24 protein-coding genes and 6 pseudogenes are annotated in these 22,756 nt (G+C 66.8%); 4 read left to right on the top strand and 26 right to left on the bottom strand.

The genetic code is table 11. From position 1 onward, the window contains the following. Nucleotides 1-2: 2 nt before the first annotated feature. The 13 genes and pseudogenes from GNX96_RS20440 to GNX96_RS20390 form a co-directional block, all read right to left on the bottom strand. Nucleotides 3-506, bottom strand: coding sequence for a hydrogenase maturation protease (locus tag GNX96_RS20440; protein WP_279580938.1), 504 nt, complete (start codon nt 504-506; stop codon nt 3-5). Then, complete coding sequence (locus GNX96_RS53520; RefSeq protein ID WP_279580937.1) at nt 503-982, bottom strand: hypothetical protein; 480 nt, start codon at nt 980-982, stop codon at nt 503-505. The genes GNX96_RS20440 and GNX96_RS53520 overlap by 4 nt, the downstream gene beginning before the upstream one ends. After that, entirely contained in the window at nt 925-1,944 is a 1,020-nt protein-coding gene (locus tag GNX96_RS20435; protein ID WP_279580936.1) for a hypothetical protein, read from the bottom strand. Before GNX96_RS20435 ends, GNX96_RS53520 begins: the two co-directional genes overlap by 58 nt. Further along, a complete protein-coding gene (locus tag GNX96_RS53515) occupies nt 1,941-2,339 on the bottom strand; it encodes a DUF6084 family protein (RefSeq protein WP_279580935.1) in 399 nt (132 codons plus the stop codon). Before GNX96_RS53515 ends, GNX96_RS20435 begins: the two co-directional genes overlap by 4 nt. Before the next feature lie 79 nt (nt 2,340-2,418). After that, nucleotides 2,419-2,607: pseudogene (locus tag GNX96_RS64225) on the bottom strand (DUF6084 family protein); the annotation flags it as partial. Beyond that, nucleotides 2,600-3,232 carry a DUF5947 family protein gene (locus GNX96_RS20425; RefSeq protein WP_163569313.1) on the bottom strand — a complete coding sequence of 211 codons (633 nt, stop codon included), beginning with the start codon at nt 3,230-3,232 and terminating at the stop codon, nt 2,600-2,602. The gene GNX96_RS20425 and the pseudogene GNX96_RS64225, both read right to left, overlap by 8 nt. Further along, the gene (locus tag GNX96_RS20420; protein WP_163569312.1) at nt 3,229-3,810 is read right to left on the bottom strand and encodes a NifU family protein; all 582 of its coding nucleotides are present in this window, start codon (nt 3,808-3,810) and stop codon (nt 3,229-3,231) included. The genes GNX96_RS20425 and GNX96_RS20420 overlap by 4 nt, the downstream gene beginning before the upstream one ends. Then, nucleotides 3,732-4,169, bottom strand: a complete 438-nt coding sequence (locus tag GNX96_RS20415; protein WP_163569311.1) for a polysaccharide deacetylase family protein — start codon at nt 4,167-4,169, stop codon at nt 3,732-3,734. The genes GNX96_RS20420 and GNX96_RS20415 overlap by 79 nt, the downstream gene beginning before the upstream one ends. Nucleotides 4,170-4,226: 57 nt before the next feature. Continuing rightward, nucleotides 4,227-6,023: a nickel-dependent hydrogenase large subunit gene (locus tag GNX96_RS20410; RefSeq protein ID WP_163569310.1), complete on the bottom strand. Its 1,797-nt coding sequence runs from the start codon at nt 6,021-6,023 to the stop codon at nt 4,227-4,229. A gap of 31 nt (nt 6,024-6,054) precedes the next feature. Beyond that, nucleotides 6,055-7,130 (bottom strand): annotated as a pseudogene (locus GNX96_RS20405) (NADH-quinone oxidoreductase subunit B family protein). A gap of 12 nt (nt 7,131-7,142) precedes the next feature. Continuing rightward, complete coding sequence (locus GNX96_RS20400; RefSeq protein WP_163569309.1) at nt 7,143-7,895, bottom strand: D-sedoheptulose-7-phosphate isomerase; 753 nt, start codon at nt 7,893-7,895, stop codon at nt 7,143-7,145. After that, nucleotides 7,892-8,203 carry a HypC/HybG/HupF family hydrogenase formation chaperone gene (locus tag GNX96_RS20395; RefSeq protein WP_163569308.1) on the bottom strand — a complete coding sequence of 104 codons (312 nt, stop codon included), beginning with the start codon at nt 8,201-8,203 and terminating at the stop codon, nt 7,892-7,894. Before GNX96_RS20395 ends, GNX96_RS20400 begins: the two co-directional genes overlap by 4 nt. Before the next feature lie 124 nt (nt 8,204-8,327). Then, nucleotides 8,328-8,822 (bottom strand): D-sedoheptulose-7-phosphate isomerase, encoded by a 495-nt coding sequence (locus GNX96_RS20390; protein ID WP_390624077.1) that lies wholly within the window; start codon nt 8,820-8,822, stop codon nt 8,328-8,330. 196 nt (nt 8,823-9,018) lie between these two features. Here GNX96_RS20390 and GNX96_RS20385 point away from each other — a divergent pair. Next, nucleotides 9,019-10,084 (top strand): annotated as a pseudogene (locus GNX96_RS20385) (maleylacetate reductase). A 71-nt stretch (nt 10,085-10,155) separates the two neighbouring features. Here the strand turns inward: GNX96_RS20385 and GNX96_RS20380 are convergent. Further along, a complete protein-coding gene (locus GNX96_RS20380) occupies nt 10,156-10,608 on the bottom strand; it encodes an SRPBCC family protein (protein WP_279580933.1) in 453 nt (150 codons plus the stop codon). Between the two features lie 172 nt (nt 10,609-10,780). Here GNX96_RS20380 and GNX96_RS67280 point away from each other — a divergent pair, with 172 nt between their 5' ends. Beyond that, entirely contained in the window at nt 10,781-11,599 is an 819-nt protein-coding gene (locus GNX96_RS67280; protein ID WP_313885723.1) for a GNAT family N-acetyltransferase, read from the top strand. Here the strand turns inward: GNX96_RS67280 and GNX96_RS20370 are convergent. The 9 genes and pseudogenes from GNX96_RS20370 to GNX96_RS20335 form a co-directional block, all read right to left on the bottom strand. Then, nucleotides 11,565-12,175 (bottom strand): annotated as a pseudogene (locus tag GNX96_RS20370) (alpha-ketoglutarate-dependent dioxygenase AlkB). The gene GNX96_RS67280 and the pseudogene GNX96_RS20370 overlap by 35 nt on opposite strands. A 78-nt stretch (nt 12,176-12,253) precedes the next feature. Then, complete coding sequence (locus GNX96_RS20365) at nt 12,254-13,237, bottom strand: aldo/keto reductase (RefSeq protein ID WP_163569307.1); 984 nt, start codon at nt 13,235-13,237, stop codon at nt 12,254-12,256. A 45-nt stretch (nt 13,238-13,282) separates the two neighbouring features. Continuing rightward, nucleotides 13,283-13,753: a MerR family transcriptional regulator gene (locus GNX96_RS20360; RefSeq protein WP_279580932.1), complete on the bottom strand. Its 471-nt coding sequence runs from the start codon at nt 13,751-13,753 to the stop codon at nt 13,283-13,285. Nucleotides 13,754-13,787: 34 nt separating this feature from the next. After that, nucleotides 13,788-15,071, bottom strand: a complete 1,284-nt coding sequence (locus tag GNX96_RS20355) for a sigma-70 family RNA polymerase sigma factor (protein WP_279580931.1) — start codon at nt 15,069-15,071, stop codon at nt 13,788-13,790. Further along, nucleotides 15,068-15,334 (bottom strand): YciI family protein, encoded by a 267-nt coding sequence (locus tag GNX96_RS20350; protein WP_279580966.1) that lies wholly within the window; start codon nt 15,332-15,334, stop codon nt 15,068-15,070. The genes GNX96_RS20355 and GNX96_RS20350 overlap by 4 nt, the downstream gene beginning before the upstream one ends. Nucleotides 15,335-15,537: 203 nt before the next feature. After that, on the bottom strand, nt 15,538-16,227 hold the full coding sequence (locus GNX96_RS53500) for an ATP-dependent DNA ligase (protein ID WP_279580930.1): 690 nt from the start codon (nt 16,225-16,227) through the stop codon (nt 15,538-15,540). 185 nt (nt 16,228-16,412) lie between these two features. Beyond that, nucleotides 16,413-16,625, bottom strand: a pseudogene (locus tag GNX96_RS53495) (DNA polymerase ligase N-terminal domain-containing protein); the annotation flags it as partial. 5 nt (nt 16,626-16,630) lie between these two features. Then, entirely contained in the window at nt 16,631-17,506 is an 876-nt protein-coding gene (locus tag GNX96_RS20340) for a hypothetical protein (protein ID WP_163569305.1), read from the bottom strand. 49 nt (nt 17,507-17,555) lie between these two features. Beyond that, a complete protein-coding gene (locus GNX96_RS20335; RefSeq protein ID WP_163569304.1) occupies nt 17,556-18,476 on the bottom strand; it encodes a DMT family transporter in 921 nt (306 codons plus the stop codon). Between the two features lie 202 nt (nt 18,477-18,678). Here GNX96_RS20335 and GNX96_RS20330 point away from each other — a divergent pair, with 202 nt between their 5' ends. After that, nucleotides 18,679-19,773, top strand: coding sequence for a phospholipase D-like domain-containing protein (locus tag GNX96_RS20330; protein ID WP_163569303.1), 1,095 nt, complete (start codon nt 18,679-18,681; stop codon nt 19,771-19,773). On the opposite strand, the gene GNX96_RS20325 is transcribed toward GNX96_RS20330, so the two are convergent. The 3 genes and pseudogenes from GNX96_RS20325 to GNX96_RS20315 all read right to left on the bottom strand — a co-directional run bounded on the left by GNX96_RS20325 (nt 19,757) and on the right by GNX96_RS20315 (nt 21,376). Further along, nucleotides 19,757-20,101 carry a hypothetical protein gene (locus GNX96_RS20325; RefSeq protein ID WP_163569302.1) on the bottom strand — a complete coding sequence of 115 codons (345 nt, stop codon included), beginning with the start codon at nt 20,099-20,101 and terminating at the stop codon, nt 19,757-19,759. The two genes, GNX96_RS20330 and GNX96_RS20325, sit on opposite strands and share 17 nt — an antisense overlap. A gap of 179 nt (nt 20,102-20,280) precedes the next feature. Continuing rightward, entirely contained in the window at nt 20,281-20,685 is a 405-nt protein-coding gene (locus tag GNX96_RS20320; RefSeq protein WP_163569301.1) for a hypothetical protein, read from the bottom strand. A gap of 29 nt (nt 20,686-20,714) precedes the next feature. Next, a pseudogene (locus GNX96_RS20315) lies at nt 20,715-21,376 on the bottom strand (NAD(P)H-binding protein). Between the two features lie 178 nt (nt 21,377-21,554). Here GNX96_RS20315 and GNX96_RS20310 point away from each other — a divergent pair. Beyond that, nucleotides 21,555-22,736: a 4-hydroxybenzoate 3-monooxygenase gene (locus GNX96_RS20310; RefSeq protein WP_279580965.1), complete on the top strand. Its 1,182-nt coding sequence runs from the start codon at nt 21,555-21,557 to the stop codon at nt 22,734-22,736. Nucleotides 22,737-22,756: the final 20 nt, after the last annotated feature.

Raw genomic sequence — 22,756 nt, 5'->3', positions numbered from 1 at the left:
ATTCAGCCGACGGTCACTGCCGTCGTGTTCGCGAATGAGTCCTTTGACCGCCTCGACCGCGCCGGGCACCGCGGCGGCGACCGCCGGGGTGAGCCCGATTTCCGGTTCGAGTTCGGCCGGTTCACAACCAACCACCAACACCCGCCCGGCTTTTTGCCGCCGAGCAGGGTAATCAAATCCAAAACGACATCCGGCTGCATTCCGTGCGCGTCGATCGGGCTGGACGGCAGAACATAGTCCGCCGGCCGTTCCGGATCGACCTCCAGCACGCTGACGGTGCCCGGCTTTTCGCCGCGGGCCATGGCATCGACCAGGATCATGGTCTCCAGCCCGTCGCCGCGACTGGTCACGTCGTACGCGAGGTGCATGCCGCGAATGCCGTAGTCGGCGACGTCGACCCAGTCGGGCAACGTTTCGGCGGCCAGCCGCCGGACCACCTCGACGCCGAATCCGTCGTCGTTCAGGAAAATGTTGCCGACACCCGCAACCAGCACTCGAGCCGTCATCGCGACTCTTCCACGGCGGTGTACGGCTCGACCTCGTCCGGGAAGAAATAGCGGAACCGGCCGTGGCTGGTCTGCAGGTCCGCGGCCGGGTCGTCGTCGAGCGACACAGCCATGTACTGCTCGCCATCCACGTCCAGCACGACCGCTTGGACGGTGGCCACCATTCCGGCGAGGAACATGTCCTGCGCGTCCGTACGGCGGGCTCCGGGCCGGAGCACGACCTTGCTGCCGCGGCGGACCTCCACCCCCCCGTTGATGACCACCGCGTCGGTGTCCGGATCGACCGAGCTGTCCGCCTCCGGATTCCACCAGGGGGCGTCGGTGGTGAATGCCGGTCCCGGATCCAACTCACGCCCGCCATTCAAGGTGGGGTCGTCGGTGAGCTCCCGAAGCTCAATCGGCGCGTCCGGCTCGCCGGTCACGCCACGCAGATAACGAACTGTGCCGTGCAGTCGCTCCAACAACTCACCCGGCATCGAGTCGACCCGGTCGACGAGCGCGCGAGCGCGCGCGCGGCGCGGGTCGCCCTTGCCTGCCGCTTTTCCTCGTCCGTCATGGCCATCGTACGAAGGGTCAGGATCTCATCGATTTCTGTTCCGTCGAACAGATCCGCAGGGCTTTCCGGCGCGATGGTGGGGAAGTCGTAAAGAATGATGGGGGAGGCCATCACGGCGTCGCCTGCACCTAACAAGACGGGCCAGCAGCGTACGTTCGTGCACTCTTGGACGGCGACCTTCGCCCACTCCGGCGGATCGAGCAGAGACAGGAAAGCTCCGCTGGAAACGCCGATCAGGGCATGGGTGGCAACAAAAGCCGCGTGTAAGGCCGCGTCCCGGTACGGGTTCGGATGCTGCCACGGCGTCGTGTTACGGATCTCCGCGTGGATTTTCACGCCACCGAACGGGCCGTCCAGTTCCTCGGCGTGCAGTCGCAGCTCACCGTGCAGCGCCGCCCGTGAGCGTACGACCCGGCCAACGAGTTCGCCTTCCGCGGAACGCAGCGGTTCGCTTTCCTGCCCGTACGGCACGTCCAATGCGGTCGTCGAATCGGCGGCAATAAGGTCGGCGACCGGGATCTTGACGCTGACCTCTTCGGCGACGGCCTCGACCCACGTGGTGATTTCACCCTCGGCGGCATAAAGCGACGGCACGTCCTCATAGACATCGCCAGGTCGAAGGGCCTGCGCGGTGCGCTGCTGCAGCCGCAGGAATCGTACGAGCACCTCAAGATCGGCATCCTTGCCCGGCTCGGCAAGACATTCGCACTGACACGTGTCGTATTCGCCGCGGACGGGGGAGGCGAAACCAGGAGGCATCAGTACGCCGAACTGCCAGCGCGCCTGGTTTTTCGCCGCGGACGCTCGATACGGGTAGAGCAGATAGCCCTCGTAGAGAACGGTGTCAGCAATGGCCTTGGCTGAGGCGAACCGGTCGGTCATGGCGTCTTCTCCCCGCCCTGCTTCAAAGAACTCTGCTCCAAAAGCGAGGTGATGACCGCGTCGAGGCCGGGCAGCGCGTGCACCGCGTTGTATTTGAGCAGCGCGTCGAGAGTGTCCCGGCGGACCCGGAGCCAGCTGGTGTCCGGGAAATACCGGTCCATCAGCTCCTTCCAGGTCTTGACCGGCAGCCGGAAATTCGCCTCCTGATGCCACGGCACCTGGCTGACCGAGAAGCCCTTGGCGCCGCCCTTACCGAAAATGGTGCCGCTGAACAGGAAAACCAGCGGCACGACACCGTCCTGGAGCGCGTGGAAATAGCTTCCCGCGGTCACATCCATGTCGTACGTGCATGGCACCGGCACGTCGATCTCGGTGCTGCCGGTGAAACTCGGCACCAAGACCGACAGCAGCACAGCAGGCGAACTGGATCGGCTTGAGTGTGTCGCCCCACCGCGACCGGTCGCCGAACAGGGTGCCGAGCAGCTCGCCTTCTTCCTCGTCGTAGCGCCGGCGCTGCGGCTCGATCCGGAGCTGGCAGCGCAACGCGATGGCATGCACCGGCTGACCGTCCGGATCGGTGATGCGCAGCTTGAAAAGCAGCGTGGGACTCACGCCGTACTTGTCCGGCTGAGCGTCGACGCACTCGAAGATCAGGTCAGCCATCGTGGCCATCCACTGGAATGAGATCCGAGCGACCGCGCAGGTTCTCGAAGAAGGCGTCGATTTTGTCCCGAGCCTCGGTGCCGCCGTCGAAGCCGCGCCAGTTCACCTTGACCAGCCCAACCAGCCCGTAGCAGCTGTCGATAGGCACCAGATAGCACTCGACACCGCTTTCGGTGCGCCGCATCAACAATGCCTCGACGTCCTCCGTGACGTCTTTGAAGGCAGGGTTGGCGGTCAGCACCTCGTCCCACATTTCCATCGTCAGCAGTGACTCGGTGGCACCGGCCGGACTCGGATAGAACGCGATCGGAGCTTCCTGAGCGGAGCTGGTGAAGAAGAACGCCATCCCGACTGGGATCCCAATCGAGTCCCAGAAAGCGATGCCGTCGGCGAGTTCGGGAGAGTAACGATACCGCTCCGGTACGGCCCGGAACTTGCCGGCATTTCGGGCGGTGAACAACAAATAGCAACCCCGGCAGGCACAGAGGATCTGCCGGGATTCCACGTTGACCAGGTGCGGATGGTCTTCGGCGAGAACCTCGGTGCACATCTCGCACTTCTCCACCACCGCCGCCGGATCCAGCGGTGGCGGCAGCTTCATAAACCGTCGAAGGCCCTGTGTCATCGGGCCGCCGCCGTTGCCGCCACTCGAATATGCCCGTCATCGGATAACAACGGGAACGGATCCAGGTGATCGGACGGTGTCGTCGTACCACGGCCGGCGATGCGTACGTCATAACCGTGCCCACACCGCGGACATTGCAGGGTTTGACCGGTCAGTTCACCGCGGGTCAGCCCGGAACCGCAGGACGGGCACTTGTCGCGGTACGCGTACAGGTCACCGCCCACATTGCAGACAACCGTGTGGACGCCGCTGACCTTCGCGGCGGTGACCTTGCCCGGCGCGAGGCCGGACAGCCCGCCGACCTCGACCCAGGCCGGCGCCGATGCGGCCAGCGGTTCCTGTTGGACGGGGATGGTGAGTTTTCCCTGTGGCACCCCGGAAAGCGGTAGCATTTTCCGGCCACCAGCGTCGACCGGGCCAGCCGGCTCGACCATCCCTTCGACCTCGACCTTCACGATTTCCGGCGCCGTCTCGGAAATCGCCTTCTCGATGGCGAGTTTCACGGTGACCGTGGAAGACGGGCAGCCGTCGCAACTGCCCGCCAACCGCAGGAAAACAATGCCGGCCTCCGCGTCCACCCCCAGCAGCTCGACACCGCCAGAATGCGAACCCAGGTACGGGCGTACCCGCGCTCCAGCGCCTCGACAACCCGTTCTTCGGTCGTGGACGGATGCAGGTCGTGCAGGACCAGAATGCTGCCGACCAGCTTGTCACCGACGAACTTGGGCACCACCGACTCGGCGACCACGTCGTCCTCGAAGACCAGTTCCATGATGCGTTCCAGGCCGCTGCCATAGAACTGGATCAGGGTACGGACGAGTTCCTCCGCGGTGGCCCGTACGGTCGGATCCGTCGCCGAATCCAACCGTACGAGCAATTCCTCGATCCGCGCGGCCACGTCCTCGGTCGGGAGTTCTTTGCCGTCTACCTGCGTCATTCGGCAGTCCTTCGTCGAGTTGTGGTGGGACGGATGGCCGGAACGCGCGGACGCCGGTTATCCCCCGGAGTTGAAGGCGTGCGGCGTGTGCAGCAGCTTCTTCACCGTCCTGCCTTCGCCGGTGTACATGTGTACGCCACAGGGCAGGCACGGGTCGAAACTGCGGACCGCGCGCATGATGTCGATGCCCTTGAACTTGTCCGGCGGGTTCTCCTCGAAGATCGGTGTGTTCTGCACCGCGTCCTCGTACGGGCCAGGGGTTCCGTAAACGTCCCGGACGCTGCCGTTCCACGGGGTCGGCGGATACGGGTGGTAGTTCGCGATCTTGCCGTCGCGGATCACCATGTGGTGCGACAGCACGCCGCGTACCGCCTCGGTGAAGCCGCAGCCGATGGCGTCCTTCGGTACGTCGAACTTCTCCCAGGTTTTGGTGTGCCCGGCTCGGATCTCGGCCATCGCCTGCTCGATGAAATAGACCGCCGCGGCCGCGCAGTACGCCTGGAAATAGGTCCGGGCGCGGTTACGCTCAATCGCGTTGCTCCACTGCGGGATCTTCCACTCGAACGTCTTCTCCGGCTTTGTCGCGGACCGGGGAAGGTTGATGACGACGCTGTGGCCGGTGGCCTTCACGTACCCACCGATGTCGACCAGGCCGGAGAGCGCCGTGGACCACAGGCGCGCGATGGGGCCGCCGCCGGTGTCCATCGCCAGGTAGTCCTTGCCATCGAACCAGCGCGGCGACATGGTCCACGAGTATTTGCTGTCGAAGTCGCGCTTGGCCGGCCGCGGAATGGTGTGCTGGTTCCACGGGTGTCGACGGTCGACCGGATTTCCGAGCGGGTCATGGGAAACGAACGTCTCCTGACCCTCCCAGTCGTCGTAGTACGAGCTGCCGAGCAGGATCCGGATGCCCAGGTTGATGTCGACCAGGTTGTTGGTGACGAGCTTGCCGTCGACCACGATGCCCGGCGTGACGAACATCTTGCGGCCCCACATGGCCATGTTCTCGTACTTGAAGTCGCAGTACTCCGGGTCGTTCAGGCTTCCCCAGCAGTTCAACAGAATTCGCCGCTGGCCGACCTGCTCGTAGCCGGGCATGGCCTGGTAGAAGAAGTCGAAGAGGTCGTCGTGCATGGGCAGACAGCGCTTCATGAACTCGACATACCGCATCAACCGGGTGAGGTAGTCGGTGAAGAGCTGGATGGTCGCTACGGTGCCGACGCCGCCCGGGTAGAGCGTGGACGGGTGGACGTGCCGGCCTTCCATCAGGCAGAACATCTCGCGGGTTTCCCGGCTGACCCGCAGGGCCTCCCGGTAGAACTCGCCTTCCAGCGGGTTCAGCGACTTCATGATGTCCGCGATGGTTTTGTAGCCGTGGTCCTCGGCGTGCGGCGCCTCGGTGTGCCTGGCCAGTTCCAGCACGCCCGGGTTGGTCTCGGCGACCATCTTCTCGCAGTAGTCAACGCCGACCAGGTTCTCCTGGAAGATGTTGTGGTCGAACATGTATTCGGCAGCCTCGCCGAGGTTGATGATCCACTCACCGAGATTTGGTGGTTTCACGCCGTAGGCCATGTTCTGCGCGTACACCGAGCAGGTCGCGTGGTTGTCACCACAGATGCCGCAGATCCGGCTGGTGATGAAATGCGCGTCCCGGGGATCCTTGCCCTTCATGAAAATGCTGTAGCCGCGGAACACCGACGACGTGCTGTGGCATTCCACTACCCGCTTGGCGGCCCAGTCGATCTTGGTGTAGATGCCAAGGCTGCCGACGATCCGGGTGATCGGATCCCAGTTCATTTCCATCAGGTTGGAGTCGGACTTGCTGCTCTTGCCCGACCGCGTTGAGGATGTCATTTGTCAGTGCCTTCCTGTAAACGCGTACGGGCTAGAACGTGGTCGCCTTGTAGCCGGTCTTGAGGGTGCGCCCCTTTTCCCGCCACTTCGGTTCCTTGTTCAGGGTGTTCGTGGTGATCGTGCGCAGTTTCCGGATGAAGCCGCCGTAAGCCGTACTCGCCGCCGACGAGAGCTTGCCGCCGGGCGGCTCGTCCATGAACGGCATGAACTTGTCCGGGAAGCCGGGCATCGTGCAGCCGATGCAGATGCCGCCGACGTTCGGGCAGCCGCCGACGCCGTTGATCCAGCCGCGCTTGGGCACATTGCACTTGACCACCGGACCCCAGCAGCCGAGTTTCACCAGGCACTTGGGGGAGCCGTACTCGGTCGCGAAGTCGCCCTGCTCGTAGTAGCCGGCCCGGTCGCAGCCTTCGTGGACGGTCGCGCCGAACAGCCACTGCGGACGCAGCTGGTCGTCCAGCGGGATCATCGGCGCCTGGCCGGTGGCCATGTAAAGCAGGTAGAGGATGGTCTCGGACAGGTTGTCCGGGTGGGTCGGGCAGCCTGGTACGCACACGATCGGGATGCCGGCCTTGGACTTCCAGTCCCAGCCCAGATAGTCCGGTACGCCCATCGCGCCGGTCGGGTTTCCGGCCATAGCGTGGATTCCGCCGTAGGTGGCGCACGTACCGATGGCCATCACCGCGAGCGCCTTGGGCGCGAGCCGGTCCAGCCACTCGCTGGTGGTCATCGGCTGTCCGGTGGCCGGGTTGTTGCCAAAGCCGCACCAATAGCCCTCGGACTTGATCGCCTCGTTCGGGATCGAGCCCTCGATGACCAGCACGAACGGTTCCAGCTCGCCGCGTCGGCCTTGTGGAACCACTCGATGAAGTTGTCCGCGCCCTGCTCGGGACCGCACTCGAAGTCGATCAGCGGCCAGTGCACCGCGATCTTGGGCAGCCCAGGAAGCGCGCCGAGCACGATCTCCTCGATGCTGGGCTGGGTCGCGGCGGTGAGCGCCACGGAGTCGCCGTCGCAGCTCAGTCCCGCGTTGATCCACAGAATGTGGATAGGCGCCTCTTCCTCCTGGGGTGGCGCGGCGTCAGGCTTGGCGGTCGCAGTTGTCACGGCGCACGCTCCTTAGAATTTGGTCGGCCCCATGGTGATTGACTCGGAGCTGGCGACGGTGCGGTCCGCGACGGCCTGGGCGTCGAAGGCCGCGAGAGTGAGTTCCCACAGCGCGTGGTAAATCGTGGTCTGCGCTTCCTGGATCCGGTGCACGGAAGCGGACGGTACGACGAAGAGGTAGTCGATGCTGTTCAGCTCGGCCATCTTTCCGCCTGTGTAGCCGGCGATTCCGACGGTGAGGATTCCTCGCCGCTGCGCCTCGTCGAAGGCACGCAACAGGTTGTCGGAGTTACCACTCGTGGAAAGTCCGACGGCGATGTCGGCCTTACGCCCGAAAGCGGCAATCTGCCGGGCGTAGACCACGTCGAACCCGATGTCGTTGGACAGCGCGGTCACCACTGCGATGTCATTGGTGAGGCTGAAGGCCGGCAGCGGCCGGGATTTTCCGCCTGGGCTCAGGAAGAGGCTCGCGACTTCCTGGGCATCGGTGGAACTTCCGCCATTGCCGAAGGACAACAGCCGCCCGCCCGCGCCGAACGCTGCGGCCATCGCCGCGGCGCATTCGACCAGCCGGTCACCGTCCTGCGCCAGCACCGTTTCCCGCAGCGCGATGATCTCCTCGGTCTTGTCCACAGTGGACTGACTGACCTCCCGGAGCACCGCCTGCAGATCACTGGCCCCCGATGAGAGGAACGGATACAGCGCGTCGGTCGGATGCGCGCCATTGCTGGCGCTGCCGTTCCGGAAATGCCCGTTGCTGGTCACCGGAGATCACCTCCGACCGCGGCCGGTGCTGCCTGGCTGGGATCGATGACCGCGATGGCTTCCTTCGCGTGCACCAAAATCGTATCGCCGACGCGGGCGCTCACCAGCGCGACGCTGACTTCTTCATGGCTGACGCCGGTGTCCACCACGGCCAGCTCGTCAGGCAGTAGTTCGACCACGGTGACCGCGACGGCCTGGTCGGAGCAGGTGATGCAGACGTCGTCGTAGCAGACCGGAGCTCTTGGGATGGGTGGCGAGGTCAGGGCCGGGGGAGGAGGGGTCGGACAGCCACCTGGTGTGTCGGTCATCCGGTCATCACCGCCGGCGGGAGGACACCTGGGCGTTCGAAGAACACGTGCACCAGCTCCCAAAGGATGTGATACGTCGTGACGTGCACTTCTTTCACGACCCGCGGGTCCGGCGAGTCGGCGATCAGGACGTGGTCCAGGCCCGGCTCGGCCGCGACGGAGCCGCCGCCCGCGCCCCCATGCCAATGGTGAGCAAGCCGCGATCACGCGCTTCCCGGAGCCCGCGCAGCACGTTGCCGCAGTTGCCGTCGGACGACAGCCCGAGGGCGATGTCAGCCGGCTCGGCCAGGTAGTCGATCTGGTGCGCGAAGACCTCGTCGATCCCTTTGTCGTTGGCGATTCCGGTGAGGGTGGCAACGTCCGAGGTCAACGAGATCGCCGGCAGGGCGCGCTTGCCGACGATCACCGGATGGACGAACTCGACGGCCAGGTGCTGGGCGTCCGTACTCGGTCCGCCGTTGCCGAAAACCACCAGTTTGCCGCCTCGGTGAAAGCGCAGGCTCATCGCGTGGCAGGTCCTCGCGACCTGGTCGGCGGTGCCGGCCAAGGTCCGTAGCGGTGCCTCGCGACGTTCGAACAGCCTTCTCACCTGGCTGCTGTCGATCCCGTACGCAGGCACCAATACCACGTCCCAGATGGTGGGAGCAAGATCGACTGAAGCTACCGCTGTCGTTTAGGTCACACAAGCATGGATAGCCTAAGTCGATCTTTCGTGGTAATGGGCAGCGAGGGAGACCGGTCGTTATCGTCCGTTGGCGGCCAAGGCCGCTACCTCCGTGGATGATGGGTGAAGGGTCGACGACAGGAAGTCACGAATGTCGAGAAACTTTACTTACGAGGCACTGCCAGGGCGGGTCGTTTTCGGCGCCGGTACGGCCAGCCAGCTCGCCGCTGAGACGGACCGGGTCGGTGGCCACCGGGTCCTGGTCGTCGCGTCGAACCGCGACCAGCGGTTGGTCGACCAGTTGGTCCGTCCGCTCGGCGATCGGCTGGTCGGCCGCTTCACCGACGTACGCCAGCATGTCCCGATCGAGGTTGCCGCGGCGGCCCGGGAGATGGCGGCCGAGCTGGCCGCGGACTGTGTGGTGTGCGTCGGCGGCGGGTCCGCCATCGGCACCGCGAAGGCGATCGCGCTGGTCCGGCCGGTGCCGATCGTGGCCGGTGCCCACCACGTACGCGGGCTCGGAGATGACGCCGGTCTGGGGCCTCACCGAGGACGGGCGCAAAACCACCGGCCGGGACCCGGCCGTACAGCCGGCGACGGTGATTTACGACCCGGAGCTGACGCTGTCGTTGCCGCCGGCGATCGCCGCGCCGAGCGGGGTGAACGCGCTGGCGCACTGCGTCGAGGCGATGTGGGTGCCGGCCGCCAGTCCGATCACCACCCTGATGGCGGCCGAAGGCATCCGGACGCTGGCCGGCAGCCTGCCGGCGGTGGTGGCGGACGGCGGTGACCTGGAGGCGCGATCGGGTGCGCTCTACGGCGCGTACCTGGCTGGCGCGGCCTTCGCGACCACCGGGTCTGGCCTGCATCACCGGATCTGCCACGTCCTCGGTGGCGCTTTCGACCTGCCGCACGCCGAGACTCACACCATCGTGCTGCCATACGTGGTCGCGTTCAACGAACTCGCGGTCCCGGAGGTGATGCGTACGATCGCCGCGGCGTTGGGGACCCAGTCAGCGCCGGCTGGGCTTTGGGCGCTGACCGGGCGGCTCGGTACGCCCCGAGCCCTACGCGACATCGGACTGTCTGCCGAAGACGTCGACCGGGCGGTGAAACTGTTGCTGGAGAAGGACTACTCCGACAACGCGCGGCCGGTCACCGAGGCCGACCTGACCGCGATCGTACGAGCCGCCTTCGCCGGCGACCCGGTGGTTTGACCGCGGGCCGAACGCCGATGCGGATGTGACTACTGATCGGAGCTGAGGCTGGAGTGACAAACCGCCGCAGCTCACGGCAGCCGGTCTAAGCAGCGCTGAACCGCTTGACCAGGGCGGCCAGCCCGCCGCCGAAGACGCCGTTCCCCGAAGAGCTCGTTCATCGCGGCCTCGTCGGCGGCTTCGGCGTCGTACACCGCGGACCACTCCACGAAGGCCTGGTTGGTGGCAGTCACCGGGGCGACCCGGAAGACCGAGACGTAGCTGCGGACCGGAAAGGGGCTCTGCGTGAAGGTGTACGTGTACGTACGATTCCGCTCATCCCGGGCGATCTGCTCCTCCTCGATGAGGCCGCCGTCCGGGGTCTTCAGCTCCCGTACCGCGCCGATCGACGAGGCATCCCCAGCGGTGAGCCTGCTGTCGGCGATGGCCGGATGCCAGCTCGCGAGTCCGTTGAAGTCACCGGCGAGCCGCCAGACCTGATCGGCGTCAGCCGGCACGATCGCGCTCGCATAGACCTTGGGCATGCGGTGCCCCTTTCGGCAGAAAATGGGTGGTCGTACGGAGTCTGCCCAACCGCCGGCCCCGAGGAAACCTCGATCTTGAGGTGGGAAGGCCGACATCTGGAATCAAGAGCCGGTGGGACGACGTTCCACTGGATTGAGGCGAAGTCTGCGGAGGGCGGTTGGATGAGCGCGGGTGGTCGATGAGGTCGGGACACATCCGCTGGACAACCCCGGCTGGGGTGCTTTGACGGGCCCGCATCGCGGCGTGGCGCAGGTGTATGGGCGGGCCGCGCGTTATCTGTCCGAGGTCTCGCCTTTCGTGTCGCTGGAAGACAACCGCGACGAGGCCTGCTGGCAAGACCTGGCCGCGCTGGTCGGCGCCGGCCAAGTAGCCGTGTTGCCCGGCATCCTTGAGCCCGCCCCGGTGTCGTGGGAGCAGGTCTTCCAGATCTCCGGAGTGCAGCTGGTGGACACGTCCGTCGCCGCCGAACCGGACACTGAGGCGGTCAGGCTCGGGCTGGAGGACGTGCCTGAGATGCTCGACCTGGTGGCTCGTACGGACCCAGGACCATTCCGGGCGCGGACCGTGGAACTCGGCACGTACCTGGGCATCCGGCACAACGGGGCGCTGGTGGCGATGGCCGGCGAGCGGCTCCGGCCGCCCGGCTGGACGGAGGTCAGCGCGGTGTGTACGGACCCGGCCTACCGCGGACGTGGGCTCGGCGGCCGGCTGGTCAAGGCGGTCGCCGCGGTGATCCGGGAGCGAGGTGACGACGCCCTTCCTGCACACCGGTGCCACCAACACAACCGCCATCCGGCTCTACGAGTCTTTGGGCTTCACCCTGCGGCGGCACGCGCTGTTCACTGGTGTCCGAGTGCCCGCCATCCAGGAATAAGGAGAGCGGGTGTCCCACGTCCGCCTGCACATGGTCCACCAGGTGGGAATCGTGGCCGAAGCGGTCCACATGATGGGAGCCTCAGCGGACTCCACGCGGGCGGAACTGAATGCTGATGCGCGGCCCGACCGGCTGCGCGGTTTTCGGGATGGCGTGCTCCCAGCTCCGCTGGCAGGAGCCGCCCATAGTAATAAGGTCACCGTGCCCAAGGGCGTGCCGAACGATGCCCCCGCCGCCTTTCGGCCGTAGAGCCAGGGTCCGCGGCGCGCCGACCGAGACGATGGCGACCATGGTGTCCTGCGTACGGCCGCGGCCGATGGTGTCGCCGTGCCAGGCCACGCTGTCCTTGCCGTCTCGGTAGTAACAGAGCCCGGCCGTCGGAACGGCTCGCCCAACTCGTCGGCGTAGTGCCGGCTGAGCGCGGACCTGGCGGCGGCCAGCACCGGGTCGGGCAGGGGCGCCGGCTCGTCGTAGAAGCAGAGCAGCCGCGGCACGTCGACCACCCGGTCATACATCCGGCGGCGCTCGGCCTGCCAGGGCACTTCGGCGGCGAGCCGCGAGAACAGCTCGTCCGCGCCGGTCAGCCAGCCGGGCAGCACGTCCACCCAGGCGCCTCGGGTCAGCTCGGTGCGCCTGATCCGGTCCAGCGATCCCAGCCCGACCCCGATGTCATCGAAAAGGCTCGTCTGCAGCACGGTCCGAGCGTACCCGATCTCTCGAACATATGTACGCAGCGAACCGTCGAGCGCGCTCGACGGTTCGCCGGTGGATCAGGCCGAGACGGATTCGCCCTTGACCCGGCCCATGTCGCGGTAGCGGTCGCCGGCCGGGGTGAGGCTGGAGAGCTCGGCCAGCTGCTCGGCACTCAGCGCGATGTCCACGGCGCCGAGATTCTCGGTCAGGTACGAGCGACGCTTGGTGCCCGGGATCGGCACCACGTCGGTGCCCTGGGCGAGCAGCCAGCCCAGTGCGACCTGACCAGGCGTGCCGCCGACCTGGTCCGCGATGGCCCGGATCCGCTGCACGAGCGCGAGGTTGGCATCCAGGTTCGCCGCGTCCCAGCGGGGCAGCGTACGGCGGAAGTCGTCGTCGGCGAGGTCATGGGCGGCCGCCGCCGCGCCGGTCAGCAGGCCCCGGCCGAGCGGGCTGTAGGGCACCACGCCGATGCCGAGCTCACGGGCCGCCGGCAGCACCTCGGCCTCGATGTCTCGGCTGAAGATCGACCACTCGGTCTGTACGGCGCTGATCGGGTGCACCGCGTTCGCCCTGCGCAGCGTGGTCGCCGAGGCCTCGGACAGGCCGAGGTGACGGACCTTGCCGGCCCGTACCATCTCGGCCATCGCGGCGACGGTCTCCTCGATCGGGGTGACCGAGTCGACGCGGTGCAGGTAGTAAAGGTCGATCGTGTCGACGCCGAGCCGGCGCAGCGAGGCGTCGACCGAACGAGCCGCGTACGCCGGGCTGGCGTCGATGCCGGTGACCTGGCCGTTCTCGTCCATGACGATGCCGAACTTGGTGGCGATCCTGACCTCGTCACGGCGAGTACGCAGCACCTCCGCGAGCAGCCGTTCGTTCTCGCCGTTGCCGTACATGTCGGCGGTGTCGAGCAACGTGACACCGTCATCGATGGCCTGGTTCAGGGTCGCCAGCGACTCGTTCCGGTCGCCGGGCCCGTACGCGAAGCTCATCCCCATGCAACCGAGGCCGAGGGGGGAGACCTGGAGATCGCGCAGGTTCCGGGTGTTTTCTGGCATGGCAAAGCCTTCCTTGGAGCGGTGAGTGAGTCTTGGTGAGAGGTGTCAGTCGGAGCGGGTGCCGCCGTACACGGTGATCTTGTAGTCGATCACGGCCATGGTGAACTTCAGTTCCTCCAGCTGGCGGCGGATCTTGTCGCGGTGCCGACAGAGCAACGCCAACCGCTCGTCAACGGTGGAGTCGCCCGTCTCGACCAGTGCGATGTAGTCCGTGATGTCACTTATGGACATGCCGGACAGGCGCAGGCGGGTGATGAAAAGGACCCGGCCGATGGCCTCCAGGTCATATTGCCGGTGCCCGGAGCTGGTGCGGTCGACGGTGACCAGACCGATCCGTTCGTAGTAGCGCAGGGTGTGGCTCGACATGTTGAGCAGCTCAGCCACCTGTCCGACCGCCAGCGGGAGTTCCGGCGCGTCGTCCAGGTTGAGGGTGCACGCGAGGATCTCGGCGAGGTCGGGAAGACCGTCGTTGCTGGCCCGGTCGATCATCGTGTTCAGGAGCTCTGTCGTGGTCACGGGTACGACCCTAGAACTGTGAGTGCGCTCAAAGTCAAACACCAATCTCGCCGGTATGGCGCAGGTCACCGGTGGTCGGGGCCAACCGAGCGGCCCTGCCTTCGAGGTAGAGCTGTTCGGGGATGCTGGTCGTGCGTCGCGCGGCCTGCTGGTAGAGCCGCAGGGCCTCGATGTGGTCGCCGGCCATCTCGTACAGGTGCGCTCGTACGGCGTCGAGGCGGTGGTGTTCGGTGAGCCGGGTGTCGCCGTCCAGCGGCTCCAGCAGGGCGAGGCCGGCCCGCGGGCCGTGCACCATCGCGACCGCGACAGCGTGGTTGAGCGTGACCATGGGGTTCGGCGCGACGCGTTCGAGCAGTTGGTAGAGAGCGACGATCTGTGGCCAGTCGGTGTCCTGCGCGGTGCCGGCCTCGTCGTGGACGGCCGCGATGGCGGCCTGCAGCTGGTACGGCCCGAGGGGCGCGGCGGTGAGCGTACGGGTCAGCAGGTCGACGCCTTCCTTGATGGCGTCGGCATTCCAGCGCCCGCGGTCCTGCTCGGCCAGCGGGACCAGGGTGCCGTCCGGGCGGGTCCGGGCCGGCCGCCGGGCATCGGTGAGCAGCATCAGCGCGAGCAGGCCGCTGACCTCGCCGTCCGCCGGCAGCAGCACCCGTACGGCCCGGGCCAGCCGGATGGCCTCCGCGGTGAGTTCGGTGCGGTGCAGGTCTTTGCCTGAGCTCGCCGTGTAGCCCTCGTTGAAAATCAGGTAGAGAACGTGCAGGACGACTCGTTGCCGCTCGGTGCGCTCGGCGGCCGGCGGCAGCTGGAAACGGGCGCCGGCGGCCTTGATCTTCTGTTTGGCGCGGCTGATCCGCTGGCCCATGGTCGACTCCGGCACCAGGAACGCACTCGCGATCTCGCCGGTGGTCAGGCCGCCGACCGCGCGCAGGGTCAGCGCGACCTGCGAGGCCGGCGACAAGGCCGGATGGCAGCACAGAAACAGCAGGGTAAGAGTGTCGTCGCGATCGTTGGCCGGCTTGTCGTCCGAAGCCGGCGCGAGCAGGTCCTGGGTCGGCGCCATCGCGGCGACCGTCAGTTCGCGCCGCTGCCGGGCCGTCTCGCTGCGGATCTGGTCGGTCATCCGGCGGGCCGCGACGGTGATCAGCCAGCCCCGCGGGCTCTCCGGGACGCCTTTCTCGGCCCACTGCGTCGCGCCGGCGAGCAACGCCTCCTGGACGGCGTCCTCGCAGGCGTCGAACTGGCCGTACCGGCGGATCAGCGCGCCAAGGACCTGCGGCGCCAACTCGCGCAGCAGGTCCTCGATCCGACGCTCCTGGGTCACATCTCCATGCCGCATGGCTCCATGATCGGCCTGACCTCCACCCCGGCGAACTTCGCGTCCGGGAAACGCGCCGCCACCTCGGTGGCTCGCTCGACGTTCTCACAGTCGATCACGAAATAGCCGGCGAGCTGTTCCTTCGCCTCCGCGAACGGGCCGTCGGTGGCTTCCTCGACGCCGTCCTTCAATCGTACGATCCGGCTGGTGCTCGGGTCGGCGAGCGCGGCCGAGTCGATCAGCTCGCCGGAGCTGTGGATGTCTTCCAGGAGCGCTTCGAAAGCCCGCCAGTCGGCTCGCCCGGTCGCGTTCGGTCAGCTCCTCGTCCTGGTGCAGGAACATCGGGTGTGCCCAGGTCGCCGGGTTGCTGTAGATCAGCAGCATGTATTTCATGCTTCGCCTTTCGGTGCCGGCACCTCGTCACGGGCGCCTCTCGTGGGAGACATCGAAACAGATCCCGCGCATTCGACGCTCAAAGGTGGACTTCGATCCACTTGCGGGTGCGTTGGCCGGGGTTGTACGGGGAGTCCAGGCGTTTGGCGACAACGCCGGGCATCCGCTGTTCGCGGGCCGCGGTCAGCACCGGCTCGGCGGCGGCCGGGAAACTCGGCGCCAGTTGCCAGCCGGCCTTGCCGATCGGCAGCGCTTCCAACAGCTCCCGCCGCCGCTCGTACGGCAGCTTCAGGGTCGACTTCCCGTCCAGGTGCAGGAGGTCGTAGACCAGGTACGTGACTGGCAGGTCCTTGGCGAACTGCCGGGCCCGCCGCTCGTCGGTGACCTCCAGCCGGCGATCCAGCGCCGCCCGGTCCGGCCGGCCGCCGACCAGCGCCACCAGCTCGCCGTCCAGCCACCCCTCGGTGCTGCCCATCCACTCGCTTTTCGCTCGTACGTCCGGAAAACCCGGGATCGTCTCACCGGTCTCGGAGAACAGGTCCAACCGGCCGCCGGTGACCCGGCCGAGCGCCCGCAGGCCGTCCCAGCCGAACTCGTACGCCCAGTGGTCCGGATCGGCGGGCAACTGGCCGCGGGTGGCCCGCATCGCGGTGTGGGTCTCCGGCAGCGGCTCCCAGCCAGCCCGCCGGGGCGGGTCGGACCGGCGGACCATCCAGTCCTTGGTGTCCCGACTTTTCCCGCCGGTGAAGAAGACGTACCGGCCGTCCACCCTTTTCTCCGTGCAGCACCACCGAAACCTCGGTTGGGCTCCACTTCACTGTCTCGTACGTGCCGCGGTCCCAGATGAACATCCGCCCGCCGCCGTATTCGCCATGCGGGATATCGCCAGAAAGAAAACGTGGCGTATTCCAGCGGATGGTCCTCGGTGTGCACGGCCAGTCGGATGCTGCCCGGTTCGGCCGGCAGACCGCGCGGCACGGCCCAGCAGACCAGCACGCCACCGCGCTCCAGGCGTACGTCCCAGTGCAGCCGGCGGGCGTGGTGTTCCTGGATCACGAAGGTGTCGTCGTTGCCGCTGGGCAGCGCTTTGTCGTTCGCCGGGATCGGTTCGGGCGTACGGGCGGGGTCGCGTTTTCGGCGGTATTCGTCAAGTTTGCGCGCTGGCATCACGATCAGCCGCCGCTGGCCCGGACGGCCAGCTCAGCTGCCCGCAGCTCCCGGTCGGCGGCCTGATCGGCGCGCTCGGCCTGTCGCAGTGAGCGGCGAGCGGTGTCGGCGTCCTGTGCGGCCTGGGCCTGCGCCTCCCGCGCGGCCTGCAACTCCTGACGAAGCCGGTCGACGTCCGCGGCGGCTTCCTCGGCGCCTTGGACGGCCTCGTCGGCCGCGATCCGGGCCACATCCACCGCGGTGCTCGCGTGTTCGGCCGCTTTTTGGGCCGTGGCAAGCCGTTCGCGCTGCTGCTGAGAGGGGCCGTCCGCGGGCTTGCGCCGCTCAGCGGCCGGCCGCAAGGTGGTCGGCGGTTTCTCAGTGGCCGGCGCTTTTTCGGCGGCGAGCGGGGCGAGAGCTACCAACGAGGCCGGCCATTCGGTTTGGCCGGCGCCGGCCGACTCCAACCGGCCGGCGCGCAGAGCCTCAGCCGCCTCCGGATCGGCCAGCGCGGCGACCAGGCTCTCTTCGAGTTGGCGCAGCGTCGCCTCGCTGGCCGGCTGCCCGCTCGTACCCGCCAGGGCCTGGCCGAGTTTGCGCAGGCCCTGGACCTGCCGCTGGCGGTCCTTGGACAGCTGCTGCAGCTGCCGGCCGTCCAACCGGGCGTGCGCCCGGCGCAGGTGCCCGCCGAGCTCCAGCAGCTCGCCGATCTCGGCCGGATGCTCGCGAGCCAGCTGGTTGGCCAGCCAGGCCGCGACCGATGGCTTGCGCAGCCGGCTGAGCCGTTTGGCGCCCAGCTCGTCGCCCTGGGTGCGGGCCTGTTTGACCTTCGCGGCGCGGGCCGCGATGAAGTCCTCGCGGGGCAGCGCGTAAAGCTCGTCGATGGTGCCGTCGACATCCACCTCTGTATGGAGCCCTGTCCGGTGCCCAGCCGTCAATCAGACAGGCCGGTCAACCGGGTTCTTTCGCGAGGATCGGCACCGGCGCGGGTCGCTTGCGCAGCCGAGTGACGGCGACGCCGGTGAGGCAGAGCGCTCCACCGGCGAGCGCGAGCGGCGCCGGCACCTCGCTGAGCACCGCCCAGGACAACAGGGCAGCCACTAGCGGCACCAGATACGTGGTGGCGCCGAGTTTGCCGGCGTCCGTACGAGCCAGCGCGTACGCCCAGGTGGTGAAGGCGACGGCGGTCGGGAAGACCCCGAGATAGACCAGCCCGGCGATGGCGCCAACGGACGCGTGCGCGGTCTCGGTCCACAGTTGCGGCGCGAACGGCAGGCAGCCGACCATGCCGATCGCGCAGCCCATCCAGGTGACCTGCAGTGCCGGGAGCTCCTTGAGTGCCGGTTTCTGCGCGGTCACGCCGACGGCGTACGCCACCGCGGCGACCAGGCAGAGACCGACGCCGAGCAGGTCGCCGTGCCGGCCGCCGGCTGTGCTGGTGCCGATCACCAGCGCGCCGCAGACCGCGATTCCGCTGCCGATCAGCAGCCGCGGCGGAAACCCCTCTTTGAGGAATGTCCCAGCCAGGATCGCGAGCACCACCGGACCGACATTGACGAGCATCGCGGCCGTACCGGCGTCCAGGTGCCGCTCGGCCGCGTTGAGGGCCACGTTGTAGAGGCCGAACCACAGCAAACCAGACAACAGAATGAGCAGCAGCGTACGCCTGCTGGGCCGGACGAAACCACGCCGCAGCAACAGAACGCCGAGCACGAGGGTGCCGATGAGCAGCCTCCTCCCGGGGGCCAGCGGGCCGGCCGAGAAGGTGCCGCCGATGCCGCGAATGCCGACGAACGCGGACGCCCAGAGCAAGACGGTGATTCCGGCCGCCGCCAGCGGGGCGGCGGTGCTCAGCCGCGGGTGGGTGATCATGAGGCTGAGACTAGGTCACCGACGTTTCGGCTCGCACCGAAGTTTTCGGACCTTGTCTTTTATGCAATATTCTTGGCTTTAATGGCTGACTGCCGGTAATACGGCTATTTTTTTACGTTTGGTGGGCGGAAAGACTCGTCCTTACGGGCACATTCACGCTGTGTTTGTTGTCGGCTGCTGGTGGTAGCGCTTCCATCCTCTTATGAGTACGACCATCGGTACGATTTTCCTTCGCGACGCCGCCCATGGTGGCGCCGCCGGGCAGCCCACCGCGGTCGCCGCGGCGCTCGCCGATTTCATCGCATCCGCCCAGATTTCGCTGGAACTCGCGATCTACGACTTCCGGTTGTCCGACGCGTTGGCCGCAACCGTCGTCGGTGCGTTCACCGACGCGGCAAAAAGGGGTGTGCGGGTCCGGATCGGTTATGACGCGGGTAAACCGGAGGCTGGCACCGCGGCTGACTTCGCGCTGCTCGCGGCCGACCCGGCGCCGCCCGGCACGGCCTCCTGGGTGCAGGAACATTTCGGTGGCACCAGCGTACAAATCCAGCCGATCAAGGCCGCGCCGCAGCTGATGCATTCCAAATACCTGATCCGGGATTCGGCGGCGGTGTGGACCGGCTCGACGAACTTCACCGACGATGCCTGGACGTTGCAGGAGAACAACATCCTGCAGGTGGAGTCGGTGCCGGTCGCGGCCGGTTATCTGGCCGATTTCGAGGACCTGTGGTCAACCGGCGCGATCAAGAACACCGGCAAGAACGAAAGCGGCAGCACCGACGCGGTCGGTGGCACCGTGGGCTGGAATTTCGCCCCCGGCGGCGGTGCGCAGCTGGACGCTGAGTTGTGCACGCTCATTCAGGGCGCGAGGTCGCGGATCGTGATCGCCAGCATGGTCATCACCTCCCATTCGGTGCTCGCCGCGCTGTCCGCCGCGATCGACCGAGGGGTTCCGGTCAGCGGCATTTACGACGCCGGCCAGATGGACCCGATCGCTCGGGACTGGGCCAAAGTCCCGCATGACCAAGCGGTCGTCGCGGACTGGAGGAAGCTGACCCAGCACCTCGTGCCCAAGCACTCCACGCCGTACAGCCCGACCGGGCCGCACGACTTCATGCACAACAAAATCCTGGTCACCGATCAGGTCTGTGCTACCGGCAGCTACAACTTCTCGGCGAATGCGGAGAAAAACGCGGAGAACCAGCTCCAGATCGCTGTTCCGGAGCTGGTGCAGTCGTACGCTGACTACATCGCCGCGCGATCGCCGAGGCCTACCGCATTTAGGGAACGGTGCTGACGCTGGCGACCAGCCAGGATCCGGACACCAGTCGAAGGGTGGCCGAGAAACGGTTGCTCCGGCTGACCGGCGAGCTGGTGGACGTTGTCGTCATAGTGTCCGCCGCGATCATTATCTGGCTGGTGGTGGCGCCCAACGAGGTGGCGGCGACCGTCGAGACAGCGACGGTCGTCCGGATTTGGTTCTGGGTGATTTGGGGGCGTTCCCGGGCCACCGTCGCCCGGTAGTCGGCGGCGAACTCGCTGGTGGCGCAATGTGAGACCGTGGCCAGGTCGGCATCGATCGTCAGGTAGTCGACCTTCAACAGGGCAAGGGCGCAGGTCCGCATCGCTTCCAACGGCACGCGGCTCGTCGCGTTCGGCCAGTCGGCGGTAGGCGGGTGCCATTTGGACGCGTCTGTCGTCAGGTCACTGATCAGCCACTTTCCTTTTTGGTAAGACAAAGTCGCCCAGATGCGGGATTGGGTCAGAAAGTTGCCCGGGGTGGTTTTGGACGTAGCGTTCTGGTTCAGGTAGATGAGCAGGTCTGCGCTGCCGGCGCGCGCGAGGAGATAACGCCGCTCTGGACGACCGATGCTGAGATGACGATTTGCTGGGCCGGTGCGCTTGCCTTGATCTGAGCCATCGTTTGTGCGTACCGCTGGCGAAAAGGTCCGGTGGTGACAGCGAGTCCGGCGGCGAGGTCGGCGTCGAGATGGCGGTAGTCGTACGAAAACAGCCGCCTCATCAGATCCGCCGCGGTGGTCACGGCCTGCTCGGCCTGCGGCGGGATGCCTATCTGCGCGGCGGTGATGCGTTTGTTCACCGCCCAAAGACCGACGCCGACGACACCGCCGCAGACCAGGAGCATCACGATCGCAGCGGCTGCGACAATCCACCAGATCCGGCGGCTGGGCGGCGCGGGTGTCGACATGCGGTCGAATGTAGCGAAACAACGCGCGTTCAGGGTTTGCCGGTGTAGCTGGCGACGGCGTCCGCGATGGGTGTCGGCCCGCCGATCACTTCGAACTGGCGGCCCACGGTGGCCGGGAAGTCCAGGACGTGCAGCAACACCGCGGCGACGTCCTCGCGGGAGATCGAACCGCGCGGCACCGAGTCGCCGAGGCTGATCTCGCCGGTCCCGGCCGCGGTGGTGAGGCTGCCGGGGCGTACGACCGTCCAGTCCAGGTCGCGGCCGCGCACGGCGGCGTCCGCCTCGGATTTGGCTCGCAGGTAGACCTGGAAAACGTCGGTCGAGGCCGGATCGTAGTTGTCCGCATTGTACGAGGACACCATCACATAGCGGCGTACTCCGGCCGCCTCGGCCGCGTCCGCGAGCAGGACCGCCGCGTCGCGATCGACGGTGTTCTTACGGGCCGCGCCGCTGTTGGGTCCGGCACCGGCGGCGAACACCACCGCGTCAGCGTCGGCGGCCGCTTCGGCCACCTGCTCGACGGTGCTGTTCTCCAGGTCCAGAACGACCGGCACGGCACCGACTTCCCGCAGGTCAGCCGCGTGATCTGGGTTCCGGATCAGACCCACCGGCTGGTCGCCGCGAGCGGCCAGCAGCCGCTCCAGATGCAGCGCGATCTGTCCGTGCCCGCCCCCGCGATCACCACGCGCATGTCCCACCCCTTGTCGACTAAGTGGATCTTAGATGGCGGATGCGGCTGGATTTTCGTCGAGTGCGGGACTCTATCCCGCACTCGACGTCGAGTGCGGGCTTTGGTGCCGCAGTCGACGGTGGACCTGATGAGATCTAGTGGACCGCTGGGCGCACCAGCGAGGAGAAGGCGGGCGTACGTGCGGACACAGGTGGGGATCATCGGGGCCGGGCCGGCCGGGTTGCTGTTGGCGCATTTGTTGCACCTGGCCGGCATCGATTCCGTGGTGGTGGAGGCCCGTGATCGCGGGTACGTCGAACAGCGGGTCCGCGCCGGCGTGTTGGAGCATCCGACCGCCGAGCTGCTCCGTGAGGTCGGCGTCGGCGCCCGCATGGATGCCGAAGGGCTGCCGCACCACGGGCTCGTCCTTCGGTTCGACGGCGCCGACCACCGGATGCCATTGACCGAGCTGACCGGCAAGACAATCACCGTTTACGGCCAGCAGGAGGTCGTCAAGGACCTGATCGCGCGGCGCTTGGCCGACGAGGGTCAGATCCTTTTCGCATCCACCGACGTACGGCCGCATGACCTGACGAGCGATCAGCCGCGGATCACTTTCACCGACGCGGCGGGAAAGCCGCAGGAGCTGCGGTGTGACGTGGTCGCCGGCTGCGACGGTTTTCACGGTGTCAGCCGACGAAGCATCCCTGCCGACCGGATACAAGCGTACGAACGGCTCTATCCGTTCGCATGGTTGGGAATTCTGGCCAAGACGCCACCGTCTCACGAAGAGCTGATTTATGCGTACCACGAACGCGGATTCGCCTTGCACAGCATGCGGTCGCCAGAGTTGACTCGGCTGTATCTGCAGGTCGCACCCACCGAAAGTCTCGCGGATTGGCCGGACAGCCGGGTGTGGGACGAGCTGCACGCCCGACTGGAGCTGGCCGGGAGTGAGTTTTCCCTACGGGAAGGGCCCGTTGTTGATCGACTGTTGGCCGGCATGCGCAGTTTCGTGGTCGAGCCGATGCGGTACGGGCGATTGTTCCTGGCCGGCGACGCCGCGCACATCGTGCCGCCGACGGGCGCCAAGGGAATGAACCTCGCGGTGGCCGACGTGCGCTTGTTAGCTCGTGCTTTAACTGTTTTCCTCAGCGGTGGGGGAAGTGCGTTAATCGATGACTATTCGCGAGCGTGTTTGCGGCGAGTGTGGAGAGCGGAGCATTTCTCGTGGTGGATGACGTCGATGCTGCACGCATTTCCGGACGACGATCGATTCGGGCGGCGGTTGCAGCTGTCCCAGTTGCGATATGTGGTGGAGTCCGAGGCAGCTGGGCGGAGTATGGCGGAGAATTACGTGGGGCTGCCCTACGAGTTCTGACAGTAGCAACCGCGGACGTT

Origin of the sequence: Fodinicola feengrottensis (genome assembly GCF_010993775.1) — a bacterium.
GTDB classification, from domain to species: domain Bacteria; phylum Actinomycetota; class Actinomycetes; order Mycobacteriales; family HKI-0501; genus Fodinicola; species Fodinicola feengrottensis.
The sequence above is the reverse complement of the archived record's forward strand: the minus strand, read 5'-3'. Positions and strand labels throughout refer to the sequence as shown.

Bases quoted from the DNA above. Each gene is read 5' to 3' on its own strand.
- GNX96_RS20440 (WP_279580938.1), bottom strand. From the start codon at position 506: ATGACGGCTCGAGTGCTGGTTGCGGGTGTCGGCAACATTTTCCTGAAC.
- GNX96_RS53520 (WP_279580937.1), bottom strand. From the start codon at position 982: ATGCCGGGTGAGTTGTTGGAGCGACTGCACGGCACAGTTCGTTATCTG.
- GNX96_RS20435 (WP_279580936.1), bottom strand. From the start codon at position 1,944: ATGACCGACCGGTTCGCCTCAGCCAAGGCCATTGCTGACACCGTTCTC.
- GNX96_RS20425 (WP_163569313.1), bottom strand. From the start codon at position 3,232: ATGACACAGGGCCTTCGACGGTTTATGAAGCTGCCGCCACCGCTGGAT.
- GNX96_RS20415 (WP_163569311.1), bottom strand. From the start codon at position 4,169: ATGACGCAGGTAGACGGCAAAGAACTCCCGACCGAGGACGTGGCCGCG.
- GNX96_RS20410 (WP_163569310.1), bottom strand. From the start codon at position 6,023: ATGACATCCTCAACGCGGTCGGGCAAGAGCAGCAAGTCCGACTCCAAC.
- GNX96_RS20395 (WP_163569308.1), bottom strand. From the start codon at position 8,203: ATGACCGACACACCAGGTGGCTGTCCGACCCCTCCTCCCCCGGCCCTG.
- GNX96_RS20380 (WP_279580933.1), bottom strand. From the start codon at position 10,608: ATGCCCAAGGTCTATGCGAGCGCGATCGTGCCGGCTGACGCCGATCAG.
- GNX96_RS20365 (WP_163569307.1), bottom strand. From the start codon at position 13,237: ATGCCAGAAAACACCCGGAACCTGCGCGATCTCCAGGTCTCCCCCCTC.
- GNX96_RS20335 (WP_163569304.1), bottom strand. From the start codon at position 18,476: ATGATCACCCACCCGCGGCTGAGCACCGCCGCCCCGCTGGCGGCGGCC.
- GNX96_RS20330 (WP_163569303.1), top strand. From the start codon at position 18,679: ATGAGTACGACCATCGGTACGATTTTCCTTCGCGACGCCGCCCATGGT.
- GNX96_RS20325 (WP_163569302.1), bottom strand. From the start codon at position 20,101: ATGCGGACCTGCGCCCTTGCCCTGTTGAAGGTCGACTACCTGACGATC.
- GNX96_RS20320 (WP_163569301.1), bottom strand. From the start codon at position 20,685: ATGTCGACACCCGCGCCGCCCAGCCGCCGGATCTGGTGGATTGTCGCA.